This window comes from Roseovarius sp. D22-M7 (assembly GCF_037083785.1).
Lineage (GTDB): Bacteria > Pseudomonadota > Alphaproteobacteria > Rhodobacterales > Rhodobacteraceae > Roseovarius.
On sequence record NZ_JBAPKY010000053.1, the window covers coordinates 1 to 22950 of the forward strand.

At 60.3% G+C, this 22950-nt stretch carries 26 protein-coding genes and 2 pseudogenes; 6 read left to right on the plus strand and 22 right to left on the minus strand.

Annotated elements, in window-relative coordinates; genetic code table 11:
• Window positions 1-332 precede the first annotated feature (332 nt).
• A pseudogene (locus tag V8324_RS17555) lies at window positions 333-649 on the plus strand (transposase); the annotation flags it as partial.
• A gap of 196 nt (window positions 650-845) precedes the next feature.
• Here V8324_RS17555 and V8324_RS17560 read toward each other — a convergent pair.
• From V8324_RS17560 to V8324_RS17590, 7 genes are all read right to left on the minus strand, one after another.
• Window positions 846-1883, minus strand: coding sequence for an ATP-binding protein (locus tag V8324_RS17560; protein ID WP_336421216.1), 1038 nt, complete (start codon window positions 1881-1883; stop codon window positions 846-848).
• Window positions 1844-2374, minus strand: a complete 531-nt coding sequence (locus V8324_RS17565; protein WP_336421217.1) for a transposase — start codon at window positions 2372-2374, stop codon at window positions 1844-1846. Before V8324_RS17565 ends, V8324_RS17560 begins: the two co-directional genes overlap by 40 nt.
• A gap of 45 nt (window positions 2375-2419) precedes the next feature.
• Window positions 2420-3451, minus strand: a complete 1032-nt coding sequence (locus V8324_RS17570; RefSeq protein ID WP_336421218.1) for a glycosyltransferase family 2 protein — start codon at window positions 3449-3451, stop codon at window positions 2420-2422.
• Between the two features lie 66 nt (window positions 3452-3517).
• Window positions 3518-4276: a WbqC family protein gene (locus tag V8324_RS17575; RefSeq protein WP_336421219.1), complete on the minus strand. Its 759-nt coding sequence runs from the start codon at window positions 4274-4276 to the stop codon at window positions 3518-3520.
• Complete coding sequence (locus tag V8324_RS17580; protein WP_336421220.1) at window positions 4273-5319, minus strand: sulfotransferase family protein; 1047 nt, start codon at window positions 5317-5319, stop codon at window positions 4273-4275. The genes V8324_RS17575 and V8324_RS17580 overlap by 4 nt, the downstream gene beginning before the upstream one ends.
• Window positions 5320-6519 (minus strand): DegT/DnrJ/EryC1/StrS family aminotransferase, encoded by a 1200-nt coding sequence (locus tag V8324_RS17585; RefSeq protein ID WP_336421221.1) that lies wholly within the window; start codon window positions 6517-6519, stop codon window positions 5320-5322.
• Window positions 6520-6595: 76 nt separating this feature from the next.
• Window positions 6596-7312 carry a sulfotransferase gene (locus V8324_RS17590; protein ID WP_336421222.1) on the minus strand — a complete coding sequence of 239 codons (717 nt, stop codon included), beginning with the start codon at window positions 7310-7312 and terminating at the stop codon, window positions 6596-6598.
• Window positions 7313-7490: 178 nt separating this feature from the next.
• On the opposite strand from V8324_RS17590, the pseudogene V8324_RS17595 reads away from it, so the two are divergent.
• Window positions 7491-7700 (plus strand): annotated as a pseudogene (locus V8324_RS17595) (transposase); the annotation flags it as partial.
• Between the two features lie 95 nt (window positions 7701-7795).
• Here the strand turns inward: V8324_RS17595 and V8324_RS17600 are convergent.
• Window positions 7796-9010, minus strand: a complete 1215-nt coding sequence (locus V8324_RS17600; RefSeq protein ID WP_336421223.1) for an IS256 family transposase — start codon at window positions 9008-9010, stop codon at window positions 7796-7798.
• Here V8324_RS17600 and V8324_RS17605 point away from each other — a divergent pair.
• Window positions 8997-9380, plus strand: coding sequence for a transposase (locus V8324_RS17605; protein ID WP_336421224.1), 384 nt, complete (start codon window positions 8997-8999; stop codon window positions 9378-9380). The two genes, V8324_RS17600 and V8324_RS17605, sit on opposite strands and share 14 nt — an antisense overlap.
• A 16-nt stretch (window positions 9381-9396) precedes the next feature.
• Window positions 9397-9615 (plus strand): integrase core domain-containing protein, encoded by a 219-nt coding sequence (locus V8324_RS22475; RefSeq protein ID WP_442970566.1) that lies wholly within the window; start codon window positions 9397-9399, stop codon window positions 9613-9615.
• A gap of 134 nt (window positions 9616-9749) precedes the next feature.
• Here V8324_RS22475 and V8324_RS17610 read toward each other — a convergent pair whose 3' ends face one another.
• The 14 genes from V8324_RS17610 to V8324_RS17675 are packed head-to-tail and all read right to left on the minus strand — an operon-like array spanning window position 9750 to window position 21110.
• Complete coding sequence (locus tag V8324_RS17610) at window positions 9750-10775, minus strand: type IV secretion system protein (protein ID WP_336421225.1); 1026 nt, start codon at window positions 10773-10775, stop codon at window positions 9750-9752.
• The gene (locus tag V8324_RS17615; RefSeq protein WP_336421226.1) at window positions 10775-11194 is read right to left on the minus strand and encodes a hypothetical protein; all 420 of its coding nucleotides are present in this window, start codon (window positions 11192-11194) and stop codon (window positions 10775-10777) included. The genes V8324_RS17610 and V8324_RS17615 overlap by 1 nt, the downstream gene beginning before the upstream one ends.
• A 15-nt stretch (window positions 11195-11209) precedes the next feature.
• Window positions 11210-12244 carry an ATPase, T2SS/T4P/T4SS family gene (locus V8324_RS17620; protein ID WP_336421227.1) on the minus strand — a complete coding sequence of 345 codons (1035 nt, stop codon included), beginning with the start codon at window positions 12242-12244 and terminating at the stop codon, window positions 11210-11212.
• Between the two features lies 1 nt (window position 12245).
• Window positions 12246-13571, minus strand: a complete 1326-nt coding sequence (locus V8324_RS17625) for a TrbI/VirB10 family protein (RefSeq protein ID WP_336421228.1) — start codon at window positions 13569-13571, stop codon at window positions 12246-12248.
• Window positions 13568-14272, minus strand: a complete 705-nt coding sequence (locus V8324_RS17630; protein WP_336421229.1) for a TrbG/VirB9 family P-type conjugative transfer protein — start codon at window positions 14270-14272, stop codon at window positions 13568-13570. Before V8324_RS17630 ends, V8324_RS17625 begins: the two co-directional genes overlap by 4 nt.
• Entirely contained in the window at window positions 14269-14916 is a 648-nt protein-coding gene (locus V8324_RS17635; RefSeq protein ID WP_336421230.1) for a type IV secretion system protein, read from the minus strand. Before V8324_RS17635 ends, V8324_RS17630 begins: the two co-directional genes overlap by 4 nt.
• A gap of 14 nt (window positions 14917-14930) precedes the next feature.
• Entirely contained in the window at window positions 14931-15728 is a 798-nt protein-coding gene (locus tag V8324_RS17640; protein WP_336421231.1) for a type IV secretion system protein, read from the minus strand.
• On the minus strand, window positions 15725-16891 hold the full coding sequence (locus tag V8324_RS17645; protein ID WP_336421232.1) for a lytic transglycosylase domain-containing protein: 1167 nt from the start codon (window positions 16889-16891) through the stop codon (window positions 15725-15727). Before V8324_RS17645 ends, V8324_RS17640 begins: the two co-directional genes overlap by 4 nt.
• A 4-nt stretch (window positions 16892-16895) precedes the next feature.
• A complete protein-coding gene (locus tag V8324_RS17650) occupies window positions 16896-17111 on the minus strand; it encodes a hypothetical protein (protein ID WP_336421233.1) in 216 nt (71 codons plus the stop codon).
• Entirely contained in the window at window positions 17108-19492 is a 2385-nt protein-coding gene (locus V8324_RS17655) for a type IV secretion system protein B4 (RefSeq protein WP_336421234.1), read from the minus strand. Before V8324_RS17655 ends, V8324_RS17650 begins: the two co-directional genes overlap by 4 nt.
• Window positions 19482-19760 carry a type IV secretion system protein VirB3 gene (locus tag V8324_RS17660; protein ID WP_336421235.1) on the minus strand — a complete coding sequence of 93 codons (279 nt, stop codon included), beginning with the start codon at window positions 19758-19760 and terminating at the stop codon, window positions 19482-19484. Before V8324_RS17660 ends, V8324_RS17655 begins: the two co-directional genes overlap by 11 nt.
• A 9-nt stretch (window positions 19761-19769) precedes the next feature.
• A complete protein-coding gene (locus V8324_RS17665) occupies window positions 19770-20084 on the minus strand; it encodes a TrbC/VirB2 family protein (protein WP_336421236.1) in 315 nt (104 codons plus the stop codon).
• Entirely contained in the window at window positions 20081-20692 is a 612-nt protein-coding gene (locus V8324_RS17670; RefSeq protein ID WP_336421237.1) for a lytic transglycosylase domain-containing protein, read from the minus strand. Before V8324_RS17670 ends, V8324_RS17665 begins: the two co-directional genes overlap by 4 nt.
• 52 nt (window positions 20693-20744) lie before the next feature.
• The gene (locus tag V8324_RS17675; protein ID WP_336421238.1) at window positions 20745-21110 is read right to left on the minus strand and encodes a hypothetical protein; all 366 of its coding nucleotides are present in this window, start codon (window positions 21108-21110) and stop codon (window positions 20745-20747) included.
• Between the two features lie 152 nt (window positions 21111-21262).
• Here V8324_RS17675 and V8324_RS17680 point away from each other — a divergent pair, with 152 nt between their 5' ends.
• Together V8324_RS17680 and V8324_RS17685 are read left to right on the plus strand one after the other, a co-directional pair.
• Window positions 21263-21577: a hypothetical protein gene (locus tag V8324_RS17680; RefSeq protein ID WP_336421239.1), complete on the plus strand. Its 315-nt coding sequence runs from the start codon at window positions 21263-21265 to the stop codon at window positions 21575-21577.
• Window positions 21578-22080: 503 nt separating this feature from the next.
• Window positions 22081-22539, plus strand: a complete 459-nt coding sequence (locus V8324_RS17685; protein ID WP_336421240.1) for a hypothetical protein — start codon at window positions 22081-22083, stop codon at window positions 22537-22539.
• The last annotated feature ends 411 nt before the right edge of the window (window positions 22540-22950 follow it).

Sequence of the window (22950 nt, forward strand, 5' to 3'; positions counted from 1 at the left end):
ATGCGTAAACTTATCGAAATGGCAAATGCGCTCGTCAAAGCTAATCGCAAGTGGACCCCGAAAACCGCTTGATCAACACGGATACTTCCGTCCGTGGTCAGCGCGCGGCCGCCACATCATGCCATCCAAGTGAACCCCGGGCGCCTATCTGAGCGGTTGGCGCGACAGCTTTCTGGAGGCAGGCGCAGCATCCCTGAGAAGCCGCTCTGAGGATGATCGGGCGCATGGCGCGCTCGGCCGCGTTGTTAGAGGTGGTTCCGGAAATCTGAACAGCCGGGATAGGTGGATTTTCCGTGCAACAGCGGCATGATGCTGCGAGCAAGGAGAAGACCATGGCAAGACGACCGCACCAGAACCACAGCCCGGCATTCAAGGCGAAAGTGGCGGTTGCCGCGATCAAGGGCGAGAAGACCCTGATCGAGCTGGCGCAGGATTTCGACGTTCATCCCAACCAGATCAAGCAGTGGCGCGACCAGCTGCTCGAAGGTGCGACCGGGGTGTTCGGCGATAGCGTGAAAGCTGAGCCGGAACCGTTGATCGATGTGAAGACCCTGCATGCGAAGATCGGAGAGCTGACGCTGGAGAACGATTTTTTGTCCGGCGCGCTCGGCAAGGCGGGTCTGTTGCCGAGCGCAAGNGCGAAGATCGGAGAGCTGACGCTGGAGAACGATTTTTTGTCCGGCGCGCTCGGCAAGGCGGGTCTGTTGCCGAGCGCAAGAAAATGATCAATCCCAACGCGAAGCTGAGCGTCAGTCGGCAGGCGATCATGCGGGTGTAAAGCGTCAACCTCCTTGTCCGCTGCCGACAACCACGCTGGCCGGTTCTGGCCGCTGCGATCGGATCGATTAGTCGGCGTTTTTCTCCTTCATGTTGTCGCTGGTTTCGATTTCGAGGTTGTCGCTGGAGGTTGTCGTTCCGGTGTCAGCCATTGCTGATTGTCGGTCGGCGGCTGTGCGCCTGCGATAGCTGTCGCCGTTCATTTCCAGGATGGTGGCGTGGTGGACGAGCCGGTCGATGGCGGCGACGGTGACGGCCTGGTCGGGAAAGACCCTGTTCCAGCCATTGAATGGCTGATTGGCGGCGATTGCGAGGCTTTTGGTCTCATAGCGCCTTGCGATGAGCTCAAAGAGCACGGAGCTCTCGGCCTGATCCTTCTGGGCGTAGGTGATGTCGTCGAGAATGATCAGGTCGAACTTGTCGAGCTTTGCGAGGGCGGCTTCGAGGGCGAGGTCGCGGCGGGCGGCCTGAAGCCATGGGGCTGCCATTGTCGGCGTGCAGCACCAGCGGGCGCGTGATGCCGCCCTCGGCCAGCACCGCCTGCGGATCAGGGTCGCCGCCAGATCTGCGCTCTCGCGCTCATGGACCTCCCAGCCCACGATCTTGCGGCTGAAGATGTCCACGATCAGGTAGAGGTAGAAGAACATGCCGGCGACGGGCCCCGGCATCCAGATGATGTCCCAAGTCCAGACCTCGCAGGCCTTGTAACTGGCGGGCGGTTTGCTCCGGGCCGGTGGCCTGGCCCGGCCCCGGTGATGCTGCTGCCCATCCGCCCGCAAGATGCGGTAGAAGCTGGACTCCGACGTCAAATACCGCCCCTGGTCGGCCAGTTTCGGCACGATCTGGCTCGGCGGAAGGCTTGCAAATTCCTTTGAATTACAAGCCTCCAGCACGGCAGCGCGTTCAGCTTCGCTCAGCTTGTTAGCCGGCTCCGGGCGCGGCACGAGGGGGCGCCGATCGGCGTGAACCTGACCGTCATTGGTCCAACGCCTGAAGGTGCGCTCACTGAGCTCCAGCTCCGCACAGGCTTTGATGCGGCATGCGCCAGCGGTAATGGCCTTGTCGATCAGAACAACGGCGGTTTCGCGATCTGAGGTGCTGAGCATGCGTCCTCGTCGCCCCCCCAGATCGCTGCCGCCTTTTTTCTGAGAACCAGAAGCGCTGCGGTTTCGGCCAATGCACGGTCCTTGCGGGCCAGCTCCCGCTCCAGGTTCTTGACCCGCTTCTTGTCCTCTTTCGTCGCTTGGCCGATCCGGGCCGTACTGCTGCGCTCCCAGTCGTTCGCCTGCTCGCACACAGCCCGCCAAGCCGCGATCTGCGCCGGATAAAGCCCGCGCTTGCGGCAGTATTCGGCCAGATCAGCCTCGTTCAAGGCAGCGGTTTCGAGCACCGCCGCGAACTTGTCACCCGACGACCATCCCTCGGGCCCAGCATCGGCATCGGGCAGAAGCTGCCCTTTGCGCCGCGCCTTGGCGCGCCAGTCATAAAGCGTCGCCTCCGAGATGCCTTCCTCCTGCGACAATTGCCGAATGGTCATGCCGTTCGGCGGCAGCATCCGCTTCAGCACAGCCGTTTTTCGTTCCAGTGAATAGCCCAAGTCATCATTCTATCACGCCCACCTGAGAAATAGATACGCACAAAGTCATTTTCCGCATTTTATACTAGGTACGCGGATCAGCCGTCGCGACAGGTTGCGCGCCTTTGTCATGCCAAATGGTATGAAACAAGCCGCGACAAAACCCCATTCCTTGTTGCGAAAGGCAATTGGGAAATACCTTGCACAATAGTAGAACACATCGGGCAAGAGAGATAGCTTGTTCCTCCATCCGATGACCTTGATCAAGCCCGCTCGATTGAGAACTCGATCCTTTATCTGTTTTTCTTCCCCAAGGGATGACCACATCCCCTTGCCATTTATCCAATAGACAGAGACCGTTCTGGGTAGGCATATGCACTTTCCAATATCCACCAAGAAACGCCGCAGCATCATATCGGTGTAAAGGTTATACTTCTTCTGCTTTGCTGTTGTCTTTCCGAGGGCCTCACGTTCGATCACAAGCGTGGACGTGTGATGGTATTTGGGGGGGAACATGGAATATATCCTTTCATACCCCAAAAGCCCCGTTTCTTTTCGCTCGTCATCCAGAACATTGTACCGAAGAGTGCCTGCAACAGAGATCACGCAGTCGGGGTGCCGTTCGAGTTGCGCGACCTGATCCTGCAGCTTGTCCCGATCGATCCAGAAATCATCACCTTCACAAAGCGCAACATATTTTCCACAGGTCAGCTCGATCCAGTCATCAGCTGGGCGCCGTCCAAGCTTGAACTGGTTCTCGTTGTAGATCCGCGCCCTGACGATACGCGGATAGTGCTGCATGTAGTACGCGATGAGATCGTGCGTGCCATCGGTGGACGCATCATCGCGGATGACGATTTCGAACCGGAAACCAGTTTTCTGCAACAGGAACGACCTGATCGCATCGTTCAGAAGGTTGCCATGATTGAAGGTTGCACAGGCAATGGACACAATCACCTCATGGCTATCGCCCCACATCGTGAACAAGTCGGCCTCCGTCGGGAGAGGGTCGGAGAACAGCTCGAATTCCGATTTCATTTTTGTTCTTGCCTCCGCCTCTTGGGAGACTGTCATCACGTTTCTGAGTTCACTATGCATGACGGTGTCTGCTCACTTCGTTCCATGCGGTCCACGATGCCAAAATCAGTACACCGCCTTTTCGGATCAGATCGATTTTTCAATGGGAGCTTCGACGATCTGTGCCGCGTCGAGCATCTTGCGAATGCCTTCCGGTGGCACATGCGCCAGGACATCGAGAATGCTCAGGCCGGGTTCGAACGCGGCCAGCCCCTGGTCGTAGTTCGGCAGGACAGGCCGCAGGAACCGGAGGCCGAGCCCGTTGGCTGAGAAAGCTTCAGCCGCGTAGAGATCGCGCCCGCCAATCATGTTGACATAATTCCGCGCGCCGATGGCCTGGCAGGCGGCGATGATGCGGTCCTGCCCGGTACGCCTGTCGTCGAGCCCTAGCGACGAGATGCGCCGGATCGGGGTAGCGAGGCCGATCGCGTCAAGGCACGATTTCAGGGCGGTTTCGGTCGCCGTGGTGAAATCGGCCGGCTCGGGTGTCCGTTCGAGATGCTGCGCGAACGCCCCGACGACCGAGAGCGCGGTCTCGACATGAACGGCCCCGGCACAGGACTGGCTCAGGGTCTTCACCAGCCTGGTGCACTCCTGGGTCGCGGTTGGTGCGTAGACCTTGTTGGCGATGGTATCGAGGCGGGGGCGCTTGTTGACAGGGATGGTGAAAAGCGTCCGCTGCCCGTTCACCAGAAGGGCGTTGCGATTCATCCAGCCTTGCTGAATGAACTGCACGGTATCGAGCAGCCAGAATTCATCGACCGCCGCGATAAGCTGGAAATACCCCAGATATGGGAACAGGTAGGGCTGCATGATGGCGACCCGGCGAGGCGGCGGGGCGGTCATGCCGCCTCGAGGGCCCGCATGGCGGGCGGTAGCGGCGGGCGGGCCAGCATCCGCGCCACAAGCTGAGACCAGCCTTCGAAGCGGGCGCGTTCCTCGGCAGGCAGGGCGCGATAGGCGGGCTTATCATGCGGCTCGGAGATGGCGAGATGGTCGCGCAGGGCGTCGAGCGTGTCGAATCGGCCGAATTCGGGCCGGCCGGGGCGCGCCGTCGCATAGCCGAAGGCCGCCATCAATGGCGCGGTCGCGGCCTCGATATAGGCGATCTGATCGTCATCCAGTTCGCGGCGGAATTTCTGCGCATTGCCCGACAGGATCGGCTTGTCGAGGTTTGACCACATGGATGAACGTTTGGCATCGGTGCGGGCGCTGGAGCTGTGTTCGGAAAACCGCAGCATGTCGTCGCAGAACGGAAGGTCGAGGTGGCGGCAGACACGGCGCAACTGCCCCTCCGGGTCGCTCAGGACGTCCTCGTAGCGCAATGTGGCGACGGGTGTTTCTGGCCCCAGTTGCGCGAGCGTCTCGAGGCTGCCCTGCTGATCGTGGCACCAGCGGTCGGTGGCGCGCAGAACGCCGCCGCGCATCACCGGCCCGTTCCTCCAGGACAAGGCCATGTCGCGCGGATCGCGCGTCATGAAAAGGATGCGGGGACGGGTGCTCTGGGCCATGAGCATGGGAAGATAGCGGAAAGCGGAGTTTTCCTTGGTCATGACGTGCGGCTTGCCGGCGGCGCGGGCCTCGGCGGCGTAAAGCGCCGCGGCCATCTCGCCGGCATGCGTCAGGTCCGACAGGAGTGCGACACGATCTACGTCTATACGGGTATCGATCACCCACTCGCTAACCTTGGCATCGAAGAGCTCGAGTACTGCGCAGCGCAGATCGTCCGAGTCGGGCCTATAGCGACAGGCACACTCACTCATGACCGCGAACAAATGACTATCACCCGGCGCCGAGACTTCCGGATGGGCATCGAAGATCTTGGCAATCATATTGCTGCCAGAGCGTTCCGAGCAGAACAGGATAATTGGTTCGTCCAGTTGCGACATTCAGAAATTGCCTCCCGTAGTTTTAGCCTGCTCTATCATGTCGCGTACTTGTGCCTTGATCTCTTCATTGGAGGCCAGTTGCATCTCGGGGGCATTCGACAAGCTGAAAATGCGCGCGAACAGATCGTCTGCGTTGGGGGTCGGCCCATGCGCGGGCAATGGTTTGTAATATTTGCGCAATGTGACTGCACCGGGAACGCGGCTTGCATCCACCGGTGCCGGGCACAGGAACGGCGAGTGCGCTCGCGGCGAGCGGGGTGTGGTGCTGCCGAGAAAAGGTTTGATGTCTGTACCCACGTCCGTCATCAGCGCGTGCATCCGCTCTTGCTGCGCGACATAGTGTGGCATCCAGGACGGCATCCGCTCCAGCCGGTCGATGATCGCCGCCGCCGACAGATCGCTGATCTTGTAATTGGATGAAGCGAACGCGGCCTCGTCGGGAAGAAGGGCCGCGAAATTGGTCAGTTGACGCAAGGTGGCCTCGTCTTCGGCATCGCAGAGCAGGAATCCGCCCTCACCGACGCCCCAGGGCTTGGTGTGATGGGCTGAAATGATCTCGATAGGACTGCCCGGGCGCAGGGCCTCTTGCGGACGGTCAAGAAGACCGGTCGCATTGTCCACCACAAGGCTCTTACCATAACGCGCGCAGAAGGCGGCAACCTCCTGCCAATCGGATTGCTGGGCGAACACGTTCGTGTAGATGACCCCATCATAGCTGTCCGGCGGCACATCCCGGAGCGCATCCAGATCAAACCCGCCACGCGCGTCGCAGTCGACCACAAGGGCCCCGGACAGGGAGCCGACGCGCGCGGAGAAGAAGTTGAAGGCGCTTGTCACCCACCTGAAATCAGGCATCCGCGCTTTCAGCGCGTGCAGCCCGCACGCCATGTGCAGGGCGGTGGTGCCATTGGAGACCGCGATCACCCGCCTCTGATCAGGCTGCCGTGTCAGAAACGCGACCATGGTCTCCAGAAGTCTTGAAACCGGCCCGCCATTTGCGTGATGGTTCTGCATGATCGACAGCGACAGAAGATCCGACATCCTTTCGAAGTCATAGATCTTGTTTTCTATGAAGGGTATGGGCGTGGCGACCGGAGGGGCCGTGCGCACAGTACCAAATGATGTTACCGGGGCCCCGGCCGTGCTGGCCAGCGCAACGAGGTCGGCATCACGCGCGACTTCGGTAATGCGATCCTGCATTCTGTCCTGCCTCTGTTGCTTCAGCTTCGACCTCTGCCTTCAAAGCCGCGTTCATTCAAGCCGTCTTCTTGCCGCGTCAGTTGCGGCGGTTCCTCCAGGGCATGGGCCGCTTCATGAGCGATGGGGCCGGCATACCCAGAAACTGGCAAATGGCGGAGGTGTCGCGGTGGTTCCCGATTTCGATCTCGAGCAACTGCCCGCCGGGAATGGTGCGGCGCACGAGTGCGTTATGTTCTTCGTAATTCTGAATGTATAAATCGCGATCATACAGTTGATCATCCGACGTCAGGCCGAATTGCTTTACTTGGTGAGCATAGAGAAATCCCGGCGCGACATAGGTATTGTCCCGTAGTCCGCGAATGAGCTCAGCGCGCTCGGCGTCACGTTGCAACCCAAATATCTTGGAATGGAACTTGGTGAGGCTTTCAAACCAGTCGTCGGGATCGCGCACGCTCAGGATGTAAAGCGCATCCGGGTAGCGTGCATAAAGTTCGGGCAGGAACCATGTATTGGAAAAGGGAACATCCTGGAACGCCTCGTGGGCATCCACCCACTCCCAGAATGACGGCTGCATGTTCCACTGATGGTCATGCACGAAACGCTCGGCCTCGCGCTGCGGCCCCATGCGGAATCCGTAATCCGTGAGGACGGTGGTCATGGTTGTCGTGCCGGTCTTGTTGCGACCGACGCAGAACACCTTTTGCCGGTAGACGCCGGCACGGTTGTTTATTTGGCGAAGCCCGCGTCGGCGCCAGTTGCGTAATCTTCGGGTTACTCGATGTGCCGGGGTCATGAGATAGCAGCCTTGGTTCGATGTTTGTAGAAGTATTGAAGAGAATACCCTGCTCCATTTCTCCACGCCACGTGTGAATAGTGCTCATGCTTATTTTGTCTGCCATCCTTCGGCGACCTGAGTGAACTGGCCCCATTTTCGACCGGACACCTGGGCCTGAACCAGGAGGTTTAGGCATATCCCTAAGCACGTGCTCATGTCTGAAGTTGAAATCATCACGGATGGTGGCCGCCGTCGCCGCTGGAGTTCCGCCGAAAAGCTGCGGATCGTCGAAGAGACGCTGGACGGCAGCGAGAGCATCTCAGCCGTCGCGCGCCGCAATGGCGTGGCGCCAAATCTTCTGTATCGTTGGCGCAAGTTGATGTTGGAAGGAGTGAGTGTCGCGGTGACCGTGGCCGAGATGCTGATCCTCGTGGGGGACAACCCCGGGGAGTGTCCTGAACTTTGTGTATCTGGGCTGGCCCATGCGGGTTTCAGATACGGTCACGCATTGAAGCGCTCGTCGAACATGATAGTGAATTGGTTCCGGGCCGCAAACCATTCCCGGACATTCCTGCCGCCTTTCTCGAAGTTGCGGATCGCCAGATAGATCAGCTTGGTCGCAGCCTCCTCGGTCGGGAACGAGCCGCGGGTCTTGATCGACTTGCGGATCACGCGGTTCAGGCTCTCGATGGCATTCGTCGTATAGATGATTTTGCGGATGGCCGGGTCGAAGGCGAAGAACGGGATCACTTCCTGCCACGCCCGCCGCCACGCCGGGGCGATCGAGGCATATTTCCCGGCCCATTTTTCCTCGAAAGCGTCCAACTCGGCAGCAGCCTGATCGGCCGTCGGAGCGCCGTAAATCAGACGCAGATCGGCGGCGACTGCCTTGCGATCCTTCCAGGCGCAGAAGTTCAGCGAGTGGCGCACCAGATGCACGATGCATGTCTGGACCGTGGCGTCCGGGAAGGCGGCGGTGATGGCCTCGGGGAAGCCCTTGAGACCGTCCACGACCGCGATCAGAACGTCCTGAACCCCCCGGTTCTTCAACTCGTTCATCACCGACAGCCAGAATTTGGCACCTTCGTTGTCGGCGATCCAAAGGCCCAGAATCTCCCGCACACCGTCGCGGGTGACGCCCAGGGCCACGTAAACGGCCTTGTTCTTGACCATGCGGCTGTCGGCGTCGCGGATCTTGACCCGTAGCGCGTCAAAAATGACGATGGGATACATCCGGTCCAGCGCCCGGGACTGCCAGTCCCGGACCTCGTCCAGCACCGCATCAGTGACCCGGCTGATCAGGTCTGGCGAGACCTGCAGGCCATAGACATCCTCAAGGTGCGCACGGATGTCGCGCACCGTCAGACCGGCGGCATAGAGCCCGACAATCTTGTCGTCGATCCCGTCGATCCGGGTCTGGCCTTTTTTGACCAACTCAGGCTCAAAACTGCCATCGCGGTCGCGCGGCACGGCGATCGGCACCTCGCCGTCCTGCCCCTTCAGCCGCTTGGAGGAGGTCCCGTTGCGCCGGTTGGCCTGTCCCGCAGGTGCGTCCTTGCCATCCTCATAGCCAAGATGCGCGGTCAGCTCAGCACCCAGCATTCGCTCCATCAGCTTGATCTTGAGCTCTTTCATCAGCCCGGCATCGCCAAGCAGATCCTCAGGCCGCTCGCAGCCCTTCAGCAACTCGTCCAGCAGTTCCTTGGAAATTGTCATCGTCCTTGCTCCTCTCAGGAAGCATGGACCAAATCCCAGTTACACAGAAGACCGGACACTCTCCAACCCCGACCGCATCCAGTCCGAAGCCGCGCTGGCCAAGCTCTGTGGCGTCTGCCCCATCCCAGCCTCAAGCGGCAAGACAAACCGGATGCGCCTGAACCGCGGAGGCAACCGACAGGCCAACGCTGCGGTCTATCGCGTGGCCATCGTACGCATGCGCGACAATCACACAACCCAAGCCTACGCAGCGCGGCGAAAAGCAGAAGGAAAAACGCGACGCGAAATCGTACGCTGCATCAAGCGGTACATCGTGCGCGAAATATACCGCGCCCTGTGCGCCCCAGCGGCCCGGGCACCCGCCGCTTGACAAACATAGGAGGAGCATCAACGCTCTGGCCGAAAGCATTATCGGCCTGTTCAAGACCGAGGTCATCAACTTCCTCGGCCCGTGGAAATCCATGGGCCAGGTTGAATGGGAGACCCTGCAATGGGTCAGCTGGTACAACATCGAGCGGCTACACAGCGCCATAGGCCACCAACCGCCGCAAGAAATGGAGGATGAGTTCCATGCAGAGATGAGCGCTGTTGAAATTGCCGCTTAAGTTTTGAACGAAAACCTCTCTCAGGAGCCCGGGGCGGTTCAGCTTGGGTAGCGCAGTGTGACACGCCGGATGTCCAAAAGATCCCGCATTTTGACTCTTGGTGGAAGTCCTTGCGAGAGAAAGCTAATCAATTCCTACTTTGCCAACCGCCTCGCCCGCTCCGCCATCCTGACCACCTGCGCGCTGGCAGTCGTAGCAACCATCCGAATGGTAGCCGGCGCTTGTACGGTCCCGCGCCCAATCGCTTCGCCGGTGGTGAGCGCCCCTATCCGCTCTCTACCCTTCACGCCTGCTGTATTGAACAGACCCCTCAGGACTCCGGTCGATCCAGCAACAACAGCGGGTGTCGCTGCCATCATGAGGTTCCCCGAGATCCCGCGCACGATCAAAGGCGTCGCCGCGACGAACCCCTTCGCTAGGAAGACCATCACGAAGAACGGTAGGAGCGAGCCAATGTTGGTCGCGGAGTTCGGATCGCCGATCTGAGCAAGGAGCGAGTTGGCCATGCCGATGACGGTCGAGAACATAGCCGCAATCACGATGGGGTAGAAGGCGTAGCTGATCGTGGTCGAGATCCACCTATGGAAGAAATCTTTGGTCGCGTCGAAAAGCGACAGGGCGATCATGATCGGGGCAAGGCCAAGCATCAGAGTCAGCATCATCTTCGCGAAGATAAGCACGATGCCAGTCATGAAACCGAGCAGGCTCAATAGGATGAGGCCGATCCCGCCCAGGATCGCACCCGTCATCCAGTTCAGGTTGCTGCCAATTGCGTTCAGGTACTGGCTGAATTCATTGATCAGATCATCAAATTCTGCTGCAAAGTAAGTTGCCCCAGTTCCGCCGCCACCGACTGATGAAATCAGTGCTCCTGCGACGTAGTCAAGACCGCCGATCACGGCATTAGCGACCGCGTTGAAGTTCGCCCAGTTGAACGCGAACAATCCGATCAAGGTCAGCTTGATCAAGTACCAGAAGAAGCTCGCGCCATCCATGCTGCGGAACTGGAAAGCCATGTTGATACAGACACCGATCAGCGAGATAGTGACCATCAGCAGGATGATCGTACCGGTATTGCTTGCCATGGCCCCGAACTGGGACTCGGCCGCATCGGCAAGAAACCCGTCGGCAGTTCCTACCATCCAACTGACGACGCCCATTACCAGTTGCCTTGGGCTTCGCAGATGTCCCGTATTTCGCCGGCGATCTGGTTTTGCTGGCTTCGGAGTTCAAGCCTAACCTGAGTGTGTTCAGCCTGGGTCAGTGTAACTAGTCGTCTATTGTACTCTTCCAAGGCGCTGTTCCAAGATGGGAATCTAACCGCGCAGCTACAGTCTCCTGATGCCTTGATCGCTTCCCACGCACGCAGTTCATAGAGCCGCATCATGGAGCGTGCCTTATACGCCTCGCGGGGATTGATTTCATCCATCCAGGTCGGCCGCGCCGGGCGATCATTGCAGATCCGGTATTGGTGGGGTGACATGTTGACCGTGAGGTCGCCCGACATTTGCGGAGATATCTGTGCTGCGAGCGGCCCCGCGAGGGTGGCAAGCATGAGTGCGATGAAAAGCTTTCGCATCTGGGTGTTCCTTTTCTATTCAGCGGCGAAGAAGGGGCGCTTTTTGCCTCTGTCGTCGATACTGTCGAGGCTCAAATCCTTCGTCTGATCAGGTAGGAAAAAATCGGTGATCCCACGCGCGCTTTTATGGCGGCCTGCCTGGATGATCACGTCGATCGAGCCCTCGATGTAGTCGACCATGTCGGCATAGGTCATCGGCACTTGCGCTTTCAGGGCGGCGATGGCGAGACGGCGGATAGCAAGTTGCGGGGTTTCTGCGTGGAGCGTGGTCAGCGAGCCGCCATGACCGGTGTTGATCGCCTCGAGGAAGGTCATGGCCTCACGACCGCGGACCTCTCCCAACACGATCCGGTCGGGTCGCATGCGCAGCGTCGAGGCGAGAAGGACATCGGCGCTGCGCGCCTCAACATCCCGATCCGCGATCAGGGTCACGGCGTTCGGCTGTTCGGGGCGCAGTTCGGCCGCTTCCTCTATGGTGATGATCCGCTCTTCGGGCGGGACCAGTGAGAGGATCTTGCGCGCGGCCACCGTCTTGCCGGTCGAGGTGCCCCCCGAGATAATCATGTTGAGTTTGTTCTCGACGCAGAAGCGCAAGGCTGCACCGATGTCGTCGGAGGCCACCACATCGCGCAGCGCTGCATTCCGTTCCCGGCGCAAGCCTTCGAGGCTGCGTTCCTTGCCATAGAGGAACCCGAGCCTGATCGCTTCCAACGGCAGAGAGGAGAAGAAGCGCAACGAGATGGAAAATCCGCCCTCGACTGCGGGGGGCTGGATCACTTGCGCGCGGATCGGTCGGTCGCGGTAAAGGATCGAGACCGAGACGATGGGCTTCTTGGTGCTGAGAGTCGTCGAGGCGGCTGAAGCGATTTGGTTGCCGAGATCCTTGATTTCGGTCTGGCTCAGCGGGGTGCCAAGCCCCTTCATGAAGTGATCGCCCTGGAATTCGCCCCAGATCTGTCCGTCTGGGTTGATACAGACCTCGATCGTGTCACAGCACTTGACGATCGCGCCCAGCCGATCGAGCGATGCCTCGAGATAGCTTGCCGCCATGTCAGAAGATCTCCAGGTCGCGGTCAACCATCACCGTAATCCGCGTGCCTTGGTCAACATGAAGCACGGGACGAATTTTCAGATAGTCCTGCATCACGCTTTGCGTGCTGTCGCGTAGGTCGGTGCCGACATCGCTGGTCACATCTGCAGCTGCTTCGTCATCGATCTGGCCCGCTGCCGCAGCGGGCAGTGCTGCAATCAATGAGATCAGCGCGGCCGAGCCGAAGCGCTGCGCGAAGCGGGTATCCACGAACCCGGTCGTGCCCGTGCGGCCAAGTTCGTCACCACCGAAAGCGCTGATGTCCACGGTCTGGTTGTCGGGAAGGATGATCCGGTCCCAAGCCACCATCACCCGCGATTGTGCAAGTGCCACATCGGAGCGGTAGCGCCCAACGAGGCGGGCGCCGCGCGGGATCAGAACGCGCGAGCCGTCGAAGGAATGTACGTCTTCCGAAACGATAGCCCGGATCGTACCGGGCAATGTGCTGTCGAGGGCGGTCTCGGTCACAGCCTGGATCATTGTGCCCTGCACGACCGTGTTGGCCGGGTTCACGATCACCTCGGCCCGTGTCATGGGCGCAGGCCGCGCACCGGTGCGCACAAAGGCTTCGTCGGCATTCAGGCGCGCTTCTTCAAGCATGCTTTCACGGTCCGTTCCTGCCCCCATTCCGGAAAACGCGATCATCGGTGACGCGATACGCTTCGCTCGTGCCTCAGCCTCGGCTGCACGCCTGCGTTCAAGTTCAGCCAGCTGAAGGTCTTCTTCATTTGGCCCCAATGAAGTGGGCTCTGGCGGCGCCAGTCGCGCGAGTTCCAGATCCATGCGCAACTGGTCAAGTTCGCGGTCGCGTTCGGTCACTTGACGCTCGAGGGCGCGCTGCGCTTCCGTAGATGCTTCCTGGAGAGATGCGATCTGTACCGTGAGATCGGCGATGGCCTGTTCGGCCCCGCTTTCGGGGGTCTCGGTGGGTCGCGCGCGCAGTTCCTTGAGTTCCGCCCTCAAGGTTGCGAGGATTTCCATCAATGCAAGCTCGGACTCGCTCGGACCGGTTTCCACGGTGGGCACCGGTGCCGGTTGCGCAACGGTCATGGGCGCCAAGTCCCCAAACCCGGGTCCGGCAGTCTGGAACTCCTCGGGGGCCGCGGTCGCCATAGCAGGCTCTGGGGACGATCGCAGCGAAGCCCAAGCGAGGCCGCCCACGGCCGCGATCCCTACAGTTCCAAGAATTACTGCGAGCGGAGACGGGCGTTTGCTTGCCTGCGCTTTACCTGTGGTGCCTTCGATCGCCGCAAGTCGGGCGGCAAGGTCTTCGGTGTCCTGCGTCATGATGCGGCCTGTTTGCTCGCGTCCTCAACGCAGACAACGTCTTCACCAAGGCGGAGAACCCATTGCCGGTTGACGCCTGACACACGGATCACGCCGTTACTTAGGGCTTGGCTGTTCACTGCCCGCTCCCCGCCCTTGGAGTATCGAAAGATCACCGGTAGCGGCGCGTTTCGCGCAAAGCGGAAATAGGTGAAAGTGCCATCGTCCCAGATGGATGTGGGGGTGAACTCTTCCCGCGTGCTGACCGCATAATTCGCATTTGGGGCTTCCGCCGCAACCGCGCGTGCGGGCTGAACACGACTTTCAGGATAGCGGAACTGCACCACGTAATGGGGTGTCTCCTGCGCTTCGACGACATGGAAGTAATAAGAGCGGCGGTTGGTATAGACGGTGATATTGGTGGCCACACCCGAGCCTGTCGGCTTGATGGCGAAGGCCCGCCCGCCGGGTACGCCGTCGAAATGAAAGCCGACGGTATCACCCGCGATGATCGAACGGATGGTTTCACCCTCACCGAATTCGACGGTGGTCACACGGGTCAGGGTCGTGACAACGCGATAAACCTGCCCTTCGATCCAGGTCGCCACGCGGACACGATTGTCATGGTAGCCGGGGCGCGGCGTGGTCTCGGCGAGTACGACAGACCCGGCAAGCGTCAGAATGCTGACGGCCAAAAGGGTAGGGACACGGAAACGGGTCATTCGGAACGGTCCGATCGGATAGCATATTGGGTGACGGTGAAACCGAAGGGGTTTTGCCAGATCTCGTCGATCGCACGAGTCTGCTCAGGCTGGAAATCGAACATCAGCGTTGCGGTGAACGATCCATCCTGCACACCCTGCGGGCTGGATAAGCGTTTTCTGAGGCGCACCTGGGCGCGGTTCTCTCCAATGAGGATAATCGAGGCAATCTCGACCGCCATCTCCGCCGAGGGGCCATATCGCGTCGGTGGATAACTATCCTGTCCCGAGGTCCACGTGGCGCGCATGCTGGCCTCGGCGGAACCCATGGATTGTGCCAGTACTCGGCGGACGCGCAGATCGTTGTCGAGCTGGTTATAGATCTCTCGGTCAAGAATGTAGCGGTAGATTTGCGCTTCGATCACGGCGGGTCGTTCGGCAAGCGATATGGTTTCGACCGTGGCATTAGGAAGCGCCATCCCAGTCTCCGGATCGTAAGGCACGACGACCGGAGGGGGTGCCTCGACCATCAGGGCGACAGCGGCCGCTGCAAGGCATCCCACCACCCCGAAACCTGCCCCGCCAAGGCCGATCATCCGCCACAGTTGCTCACGACGCAGGGCGCCATAAACGAGCTCCTCTTCCACGAGTTCGCGCGTACTCATCCCCACTGCCCCGCTCACTGTCGAAGCTCCGGCAGGGTGAAGTCCATGTAGCGACGCTCTTCGGCAACGGTGGCGGCATCGACCACGCCCGCATTGCCGGCGCCAAGGGTCTGGATCGCCTCCAACTCCCACATGCGTGTCATAGCGATGGCAAGCTCCGCCGTGACGCGAGTGTTGTGGTCCATGGAGGCTTTCAGATCCTCCATGTCCGGGATCATCTCGACCAGGCGTTCAACCCGCTCGAGGGATTGCCCGGCCTCAGTGTGGCTGTTCTGAGCGGCGGCGGACATGACGGCACCCGTGACTGCCCGCGTGGCCACGCCTTCGGCGCCGGGATGGCCGCTGGTGGCGATCTCGCGCAGCGAGGCCTCATCGAACCCGGCACTGGCCAGCGCCGCTTCCATCTGCGTGCGCATGGGGCCTGCATTGGGGCCAATGAGACCGCTCCAGTCACCCGCCTGAATGCCTCGTATCAAGCCAGGAACATCTTCGAAACTGACCTCGAGCAGGTTGTCCAGGTCGCCACCCATGGCGAGGCCGAGGATGCTGCGCGGCCCTGTGAGGGAGGCATACATCTCGTTCAGTTGATCGAGCTGGCTTTGCAACATTTTGAGTTGCTCGAGGGCATTGTCGAGAAGATCGGTCTGGATCCCGAAATCCTGCAGCATCTGCTGAAGCTGTCGGATTTCCTGGGCGATGTTCTGGGTGTCGACGGTGGGCACGCCCTGTGCCGCGACAGGCCCGGTGAAATTGAGAGCAAGCGCCAGGGCCGCGGCGCCGGTGACAAGGGAATGGGGCAGGCGCGGGGTCAACGCAAATACTCCTGACTGAAATCCATGTATTGCCGTTCGACTGCCTGGGCCGCCGCCAAGGTGATCCGCCCGGCGCTCAGCGGTTCGGTTCGTGCGGCTTTGATGCGGGTTCGGATCGCCACGAGCCGGGCAAGCTCGGCGCGGGCATAGGTGTTGAGCGCGAACGCCTCGTGCAGGTCTTCGGTCTCACCGATGCGGATGATGATATCTTGGACCCGCAGTGCGGCTGCCCGGACCGAGACGAGCGAATAGTCGCCATAGACGCCCGCGCCATGGGCCGAGAGGCTGAAGCTCGCATTGGCAAGGAGCACCGGCTCGATGGTGCCAAGCGCATCAATGCCTCCGACGGCTGCAAGATAGCTGTTGTACTGCTGTGGAATCACGACGACGTAGTGCTGGGTTTCCGCAAAAGGCGGTACGCCCCCGTAGTTCTGCACGTTGCCCGGGCCCGCGTTATAGGCCGCGAGCGCCTGGATGATGTCGCCGGCGAACATGTTCAGCATTTGCGCGAGATATCGCGCGCCGCCAGTGACCTGCAGCCAGGGGTCGTCGTAATAGGCAGGATTGATACCGAGATCGCTCGCGGTTGCGGGCATGATCTGGGTGAGACCGAAGGCTCCGACGGGTGAGCGCGCCCCGATCTGGAAGCGGCTCTCCTGCCAGATCAGCGCCTGCAGAAGGCAGCGCCACTGCACGAGCGACAGCCCTGCCTGACTCACACCTGGTAGGCCGTGGGTTGCGCGGGCCGCGCGGATGATCAACTCCTCGATCCCGTCCTGTGCATCGCCGAACATCCGGGTCGCGGCCGAGTTATTGTCTTTGGGGGCGTAGAGACTGGCCGCTGCACTCTCGACGCCATCAGCGGCCCCCTTCCCTGTCTCAAGCTTTGCCACGGTACCCGCGACATCGCCCGATCCTGACGACATGGCGCCCATCAGCCCCTCAAGTGACGCGAGTTGCCGGCGTTCGATCTCGGCCAGTTCCGCTTCCCGGCTCAGCCGGTCCTGCTGCAGTGCCAGATCGCGGTCGGTCTGATCGAGGATCGCCTGCCGTTCGGCGAAGAGCCGTAGGTCAAAGGTTGGTACACCCTGTGCGTCGGCCAGCCCCGCATAGGGACCTGCAAGCGCGAGGCCGACCATCGAAAGGAGAAGCCAGCTCCGCATCTGATCAGCCGCCTGCACCCAACATCACGAAATCACAGGCGGTGCCATGGCGTGTGACCTCTGCCCCCATGGTGGAGATCCTTGTCGTGGCGGACGAGGCTTGAGCCGGAGAACCACGGAAGTTGAAGCAGTTCGCCTGCGCGGGCTCATGTTGGGCGCAAGCCGTCAGCGTCAGACTGAGACCGATCAGCGCAAGGCTGCGGGTCAGGGTATGGATCATGTCACTTTCCAGAAATCAGGGCGGTCACGATAATCGGCACCGACAAGAGCTTCGCCCTTCTCCATGCCGCCAAGGATGGTCACGAGAGGGCCGAGCGCGCTGAGATCGGCATCGATCACCACGGCGCCGCGATCATCACGCACAAGCACCAGTCGCGAGGCCGAGCCGACACCCAAGAGAACATCGAGTTCCTTCTCTGTCAGACCGAGCATCGCGTAGTCTGCGGCGGAGGCGCGGATGTTGGGCAGGAGCATTTGCGTCGGCACCGCCTCCACGATGGTTTTTCCGGTGCGCGTGCGTTCGAGCTGGCTCGCATATTGGGTCATCATGACGACCACGGCGTTCTGCTTGCGGGCGGTCACCAGCCAGTTGCTGAGCCGCTCTGCGAAATACGCATTGTCGAGCGCCTTCCAGGCTTCGTCGATCACGATGATCGTAGGCTTGCGGTCCTCGATCACCCGCTCCACTCGGCGAAAGAGGTAGGAGAGCACCGCCATGCGCTCCCGCTCGCTTTCGGAATCGAGGATGCCGGTCAGGTCGAACCCGACGACATCGCCGTCGATGCTGAAGGTATCTTCCGCGTTCGCCCCAAAGATCCAGCCGTAACGCCCCTCGGCCGTCCATTCCTGCATGCGCTCGTAAAGATCTCCCTCGTCATCGGTCGAGACCAGAAGCGAGGCGAAGTCCGACCAGTTCCGCAGGCCTGCATTCCCGGCAGTGGCATTTTGGCGCACGACCTCCTGCAGCCGGTTGGTCTGCACCGGGGTCAGCGGCCGGGCGCGGCGTTCGAGAAGGCTTGCGAGCCAGTCTGCGAGCCAAGCCTGGCCCCGGGCGTCGATCTCGGTCTGCAGCGGATTGAGGCTCGTGGGCCGTCCGGCACGCACGGTTGAATAACTACCACCGAGGGCGCGCACGGCCATCTCCATGCCGGCGCGGTAGTCGAAGACGAAAAGCCGCGCACCCGTGCGCCGGGCCATGGTCATGAGGAAGGCAGCAAGCACGGATTTACCCGAACCGGGACGGCCCAAGATCAGCGTGTGACCGCCCGTGGGTTCACGGTCCGGCGCACCCTGCTCATGGAAGTTGAAGCAAAACCCGCTGCGTTCCGGCGTTGGGAAAATAGTGATTGGCACGCCCCAGGGCACTTCACGCCCCGTCTTGCCGAGTGGCGTACGGTGGAAGGTGGCGAGGTCGGCGAAGTTGTGGTTCGTGATCGCGGCCTTCCGGCTGCGCGCGCCGGTATTGCCCGGATGCTGCGCCATGAAATGCGCGCGCGTACCGAAGGCTTCCGAGATCAGGTTGATGCCGGAGGTGGCAGAAATGTTGCGGATTTCGGCGGCAATATCGTCGAGGGATGCCTGATCTCGGGCATAGACCGCGACGGTCATATGATGCTCGCCGAAGATCAGGCGCTTCGATTCCAGATCGTCTTGGGCCAGTTCCAGCTCCTGCGCGAGGCTGACAGCACCGTCATTGGCGGCCTGCATCAGTCGAAGCTGCCGCTTGATCCGGCCCGCCATGATGTTGGCGTTGATCGGCACGAAGGAATGGGTAACCACCATGTCCACGGGCAGGTTCAGCTCGTCGAGCATGAGGCTTTCGGTTTTGGCGGGGTAGTTTTTCACCGCGAAAATAGTGCCGAGTTTCGAGCCCACGGCGCCATCGCTGAGCGCGATCGTGGTCCCGCGGAAGGTGACGCGGGTATTGGCCACGTCTTCTGCGATCACGCCAAGACGCGAGCGCGGAAAGAGCGGATGCTCCTCGCCAGTGTTGAGCGAACCAAGAAAGCCCAGAAGCTCACCCGTGCTGGCCGCAAGTAAGCGGGGCTTTAACTCATCGAACGAGGACAGAAGGAATCCTGCAACCTCGTCGAGTTTGCGCAGTCGCCGGGTTGTATCGGCCGCGAGCCGTGCCTGCGATGCTCCTAGACCGAATGGCAGGCGGCTACCGGTCTCGGGGCGCTTGAGGACTGTCAAAGTCAGCGTCTTGTCGCGCAATCCTGCCTGCCCGAGATGGGTGCGCCAGCGCTGATCGACGGCGGCCGCGAAACCCTCTCCCGGAATCGGCGGAAAGGTCACATCGACCGCTTTCGAGACCTTGTGCAGGTAGAAGGAAAACTCCGTCCCGACCTGTGCGACAATCCCAGCCAAGAGGCCGCCGATCCGATCGAGATATGCGGCCTCGCCCGTAGTGCTGTTCACCCCTTCAAGCCGGATGCATTGCATCAGCTCGTTGCCACGCGTCCGGATTGTGCGGTCGGTGACGAGGCTGACATAGGGCAGCATCGCAGAGAGCCGCTTCTCGCCTTTGATCCAGTCTGGCAGCGCTGTCAGCGGATCGAGCCCTGCCGCGTCCAGATCAGCAACATCATCACGGGGCATAGCTGTCGCCTCCATGACGCTTGCGCCTCAATGTGGGTGGGGTTTCCTGCAAGGTGATCACCAACACGTCGAGGAAGTTCGGATCCCAGTCCGCGGCTTTCCACAGCGCGGGCCAGGCAAGTCCCGCAAACACGGCCACCACCCAGCTCTGCACCCAGAGGAACAAGAGCGTCGACCCAAAAAGCCAGACCATGGCATACATAATCGGCAGCCCCATCAGCTTGGGTGGCCTTAGAAGGCCGATGAACACACGAGACTGGCAAGCCATGGGCACTTATCAGGGTGTCCAGATGGTTGCGACGATAGTGGGAGCCGCAGCGATGCCAGCGATCGCCACCACTACCCAGAGCGCCTGCCGGAAGTCGAGAATGCCGAAGAGCCAGGAGAGAAACACGCCGATCAGCGCGAGTGTGCCGATCACGATACCCAAGGGTCCTGTGATCGCATCGACGATGCCTTGTAGTAATGTCTGCACCGGCGAAAGGTCGATGCTCTGCGCGAGCGCCGGGCCCGCCAGTACGATGAGGGCCATTGCGCCAAGTGCGGTAAATACCCGCGTGCGGAGCACGCTCTGACTGTTGCTCGAAATCATGGAAGGTCTCCTCTGAGCCGCTGGAAGACGGCCGTCACACGGGCCACATGCCTTTGGGTTTCGCGAAAGGGGGGAATGCCGCCGTGGCGCGTAACCGCCTCGGGGCCGGCATTATATGCAGCAAGAGCCAGCGATCCCTCGCCGAACTGGTCGAGCATCATCAGCAGGTAGCGTGCTGATCCGTCGAGATTCTGGGCAACGTCGTGCGGGTCAACGCCGAGATCGCGGGCAGTGTCCGGCATGAGTTGCCCAAGGCCAATTGCGCCTGCAGGACTTCGTGCTGAAGGGTTATAAGCACTCTCGACTTCGATATTGGCGCGGTAAAGGAGCGCCCAGTCAGTGACGGAGAGCCCCGCGCGACGCAAAGCGCCATCTCCCGCATATCGCAGAGCTGCGGTCTCGATCGCATGAAGAGTTTCAGGGGAGGCACGCAGGACCGGGATCGCCTCTGTCGGGGCTTCCTGCTCACGCGGTTCTGCGAAGAGAAAAAGGCGGGTGGTCGCCTCTTTTGCGGCTGGGAAGGAACGCAGAGTGCTCGTGTCCTGAGAAATGGAAATCAGTCGACCATCCGGACCAACTGAGAAAATGAAACTATCGGCCAAGGCCATGGGCGCGGAACAAACGCTTGCACCCAAGGCAACGAGGAACGCGAGTGCGCGATCAGCTGTCCTTGACCTGAGCCGCTCCGTTCTGCGGCACGGAAATAGGGCCGGGAGCGGCGTGATGCTCACGGCCACCTTCACTGAGCGGAATACTTGCTGTCGTACAGCCCATGTCGGCAAGGAAGCTGACAAGGCCAACGACAGTCTTGAAATAACGCAGCTTGAGGACGCTTCGGCTGGTGACGAGCATTTTGTCGTCCCGCCCATCCGCAGAAACGGCGCGGATGACCCACGAACCGTACCAGCTGTTGTGACGCTTCCCCGCTCCCTCTTTGCAAACCACCTCAAGGAGGTAGCCGTCGGCAAGCAAGCCGCGCAATCCGTCTTCTGTAACCACATTTGGGGCTTCTTCTATATGGGCCATCCGCTTCGGGTCCTTCTTCTGCCTTGGTGCAGTATCAGGTCCACGGGTCGCAACACCGTGGTCGATACAAAACAACATTTATGATAGCAAGAAAATATTATTGTATTGACAAAGTTTGTCTTGCTCTGATAAAAGTGATAACTGACGAAACGATGATCTTAAAGGCGGCAAAGGAGTTTTGCCCTGTGCTTGTTTTATGCGTGCAACGCACTGTTACTGCTGCCAGTCATGCGTGGAAGCCCGACAGGGTCTACGTCCGCCGATTGTATTCCACCGAGCGGCCGCTTTCACCTTGGTCTCAAGACGGTATGCGTAAGTACGCTGATCTGTTCCTGGCGGACTTCGAAGCCAAGATTGTCGACGTTCTGGCCGATTTCCTTTGCCCGGAAACGGAGCGCGCCCGCGCCTTATTGGAAGCCCGCAAGCTCCGTGAGGATCATGGCAAGTTCTTCCGTGCCTTGAAGTGAGCAAGTGCTGATTTTGTGGGTTTCAAGCAGCTATCTTGAAGTCATGCCACGACTGTAAGTCAATATAATTTCTGAATAATATCAGAAGCTTAACGAGCTACTAAAGGCAAATAAGCGGACAAGCTGAAATTTGCACGGCGCCCATAGTACAATCTTCTTGGTATCAATAATAGTGCATTGGATCGATGTACCACTATGGATGGAGGCCATAATATGAAGCATCTTGATGCCATCGTGGCGGCTGCCACGACATCAACGATATCTGCCGCTGTAGGACCAACTTTTTGTGGTGAGGCAATCCTTTGAACCGGCTCCTGTCGACCGCCACGATAATCTTATTCGGCTTTCTGCCGGGCGCCCCGAAACCGGCAGCCGCGCAAGGCTACCAGATCGATTGTGCGATCCTTCTGTGTCTCGCCGGAGGCTGGCCATCTTCAGTTCCTTGCACCCGTGCGCGCGCAGAATTCATACGGCGCATCACACCTTGGCCGGTGGAGCCTCCTTTGCAGATCTGGCGCTGCCCTATGCGCACAGCCTTCCAAAGCCTGACCCCTGTTCAAAGCTTCTCGCAGCTTTCCGCCTTCCAGCCGGTCTCGTCATGGTCCCTCACACCCGAGCGCGAGACGCTATACCTCGCGCAATCCGTCGGGCAGGGAGCCGATATCGATGTCAGCGGTTCGGCCTTCGCGTTCATCCGCTCAATTGATGTCTTTGACGCCTCTCTGTCGCAACGTCAGATCGGTGAAAATGAGCAATGCCGCCGTTGGAGTCACATTCGACATGGCTCATACGACAGCATGGGGCAGTTTCGGTGGCGCCCTGCGTCTCCGGATGAGCTACCGCCAGCTTTTCAGGGCGACAAGGGCTTCGGGGCCACCTGCCCGAGCATCCGGGCTCGTGCCGTCTTCGTCGACTGGGAGGATCACAAGGGAGCCTACGGATTTGAGCAGGTCAATTACTGAACCTTGCTCTGACACAAGAAATCGAAATTCGAACAAGGGAATTGTAAGCGGCGTTTGGCGGCCACTTTCGGTCCCTTCTCGATCCGTGTGGGTTGCCGGGCTCACTGAGGCTTGAGCGGGGGCTACATTTTGTGCGTCCGGTAGGCGCGTCCGGCGCGTAGACCTCAACCATCGCAGCGACGGACGCGCCGGGCGATGTTGGCCTGCACGTGGTTTTTGAGTAGCCTTCGGCCGTTCTCAAAGATGGAGGGCGGAATGGAGCCGGAGACGAGCCTTTTCACGATGGCGCTTGGGCTGGAGGCGCCGTGGTATGTCGATGATGTGGCGTTTGACGCGGCCATGAAGCAGATCGGATTTCGAGGTCGCGTTCAAGGCCGGTAGCCGCTTCGCGTGCCCCTCATGTGTCAATGT

Coding starts and splice junctions, on each gene's coding strand:
- V8324_RS17560 (WP_336421216.1), bottom strand. CDS start 1,883: ATGCTCAGCACCTCAGATCGCGAAACCGCCGTTGTTCTGATCGACAAG.
- V8324_RS17570 (WP_336421218.1), bottom strand. CDS start 3,451: ATGCATAGTGAACTCAGAAACGTGATGACAGTCTCCCAAGAGGCGGAG.
- V8324_RS17575 (WP_336421219.1), bottom strand. CDS start 4,276: ATGACCGCCCCGCCGCCTCGCCGGGTCGCCATCATGCAGCCCTACCTG.
- V8324_RS17580 (WP_336421220.1), bottom strand. CDS start 5,319: ATGTCGCAACTGGACGAACCAATTATCCTGTTCTGCTCGGAACGCTCT.
- V8324_RS17585 (WP_336421221.1), bottom strand. CDS start 6,519: ATGCAGGATCGCATTACCGAAGTCGCGCGTGATGCCGACCTCGTTGCG.
- V8324_RS17590 (WP_336421222.1), bottom strand. CDS start 7,312: ATGACCCCGGCACATCGAGTAACCCGAAGATTACGCAACTGGCGCCGA.
- V8324_RS17600 (WP_336421223.1), bottom strand. CDS start 9,010: ATGACAATTTCCAAGGAACTGCTGGACGAGTTGCTGAAGGGCTGCGAG.
- V8324_RS17610 (WP_336421225.1), bottom strand. CDS start 10,775: ATGGGCGTCGTCAGTTGGATGGTAGGAACTGCCGACGGGTTTCTTGCC.
- V8324_RS17615 (WP_336421226.1), bottom strand. CDS start 11,194: ATGCGAAAGCTTTTCATCGCACTCATGCTTGCCACCCTCGCGGGGCCG.
- V8324_RS17620 (WP_336421227.1), bottom strand. CDS start 12,244: ATGGCGGCAAGCTATCTCGAGGCATCGCTCGATCGGCTGGGCGCGATC.
- V8324_RS17625 (WP_336421228.1), bottom strand. CDS start 13,571: ATGACGCAGGACACCGAAGACCTTGCCGCCCGACTTGCGGCGATCGAA.
- V8324_RS17630 (WP_336421229.1), bottom strand. CDS start 14,272: ATGACCCGTTTCCGTGTCCCTACCCTTTTGGCCGTCAGCATTCTGACG.
- V8324_RS17635 (WP_336421230.1), bottom strand. CDS start 14,916: ATGAGTACGCGCGAACTCGTGGAAGAGGAGCTCGTTTATGGCGCCCTG.
- V8324_RS17645 (WP_336421232.1), bottom strand. CDS start 16,891: ATGCGGAGCTGGCTTCTCCTTTCGATGGTCGGCCTCGCGCTTGCAGGT.
- V8324_RS17650 (WP_336421233.1), bottom strand. CDS start 17,111: ATGATCCATACCCTGACCCGCAGCCTTGCGCTGATCGGTCTCAGTCTG.
- V8324_RS17655 (WP_336421234.1), bottom strand. CDS start 19,492: ATGCCCCGTGATGATGTTGCTGATCTGGACGCGGCAGGGCTCGATCCG.
- V8324_RS17660 (WP_336421235.1), bottom strand. CDS start 19,760: ATGGCTTGCCAGTCTCGTGTGTTCATCGGCCTTCTAAGGCCACCCAAG.
- V8324_RS17665 (WP_336421236.1), bottom strand. CDS start 20,084: ATGATTTCGAGCAACAGTCAGAGCGTGCTCCGCACGCGGGTATTTACC.
- V8324_RS17670 (WP_336421237.1), bottom strand. CDS start 20,692: ATGGCCTTGGCCGATAGTTTCATTTTCTCAGTTGGTCCGGATGGTCGA.
- V8324_RS17675 (WP_336421238.1), bottom strand. CDS start 21,110: ATGGCCCATATAGAAGAAGCCCCAAATGTGGTTACAGAAGACGGATTG.
- V8324_RS17680 (WP_336421239.1), top strand. CDS start 21,263: ATGATCTTAAAGGCGGCAAAGGAGTTTTGCCCTGTGCTTGTTTTATGC.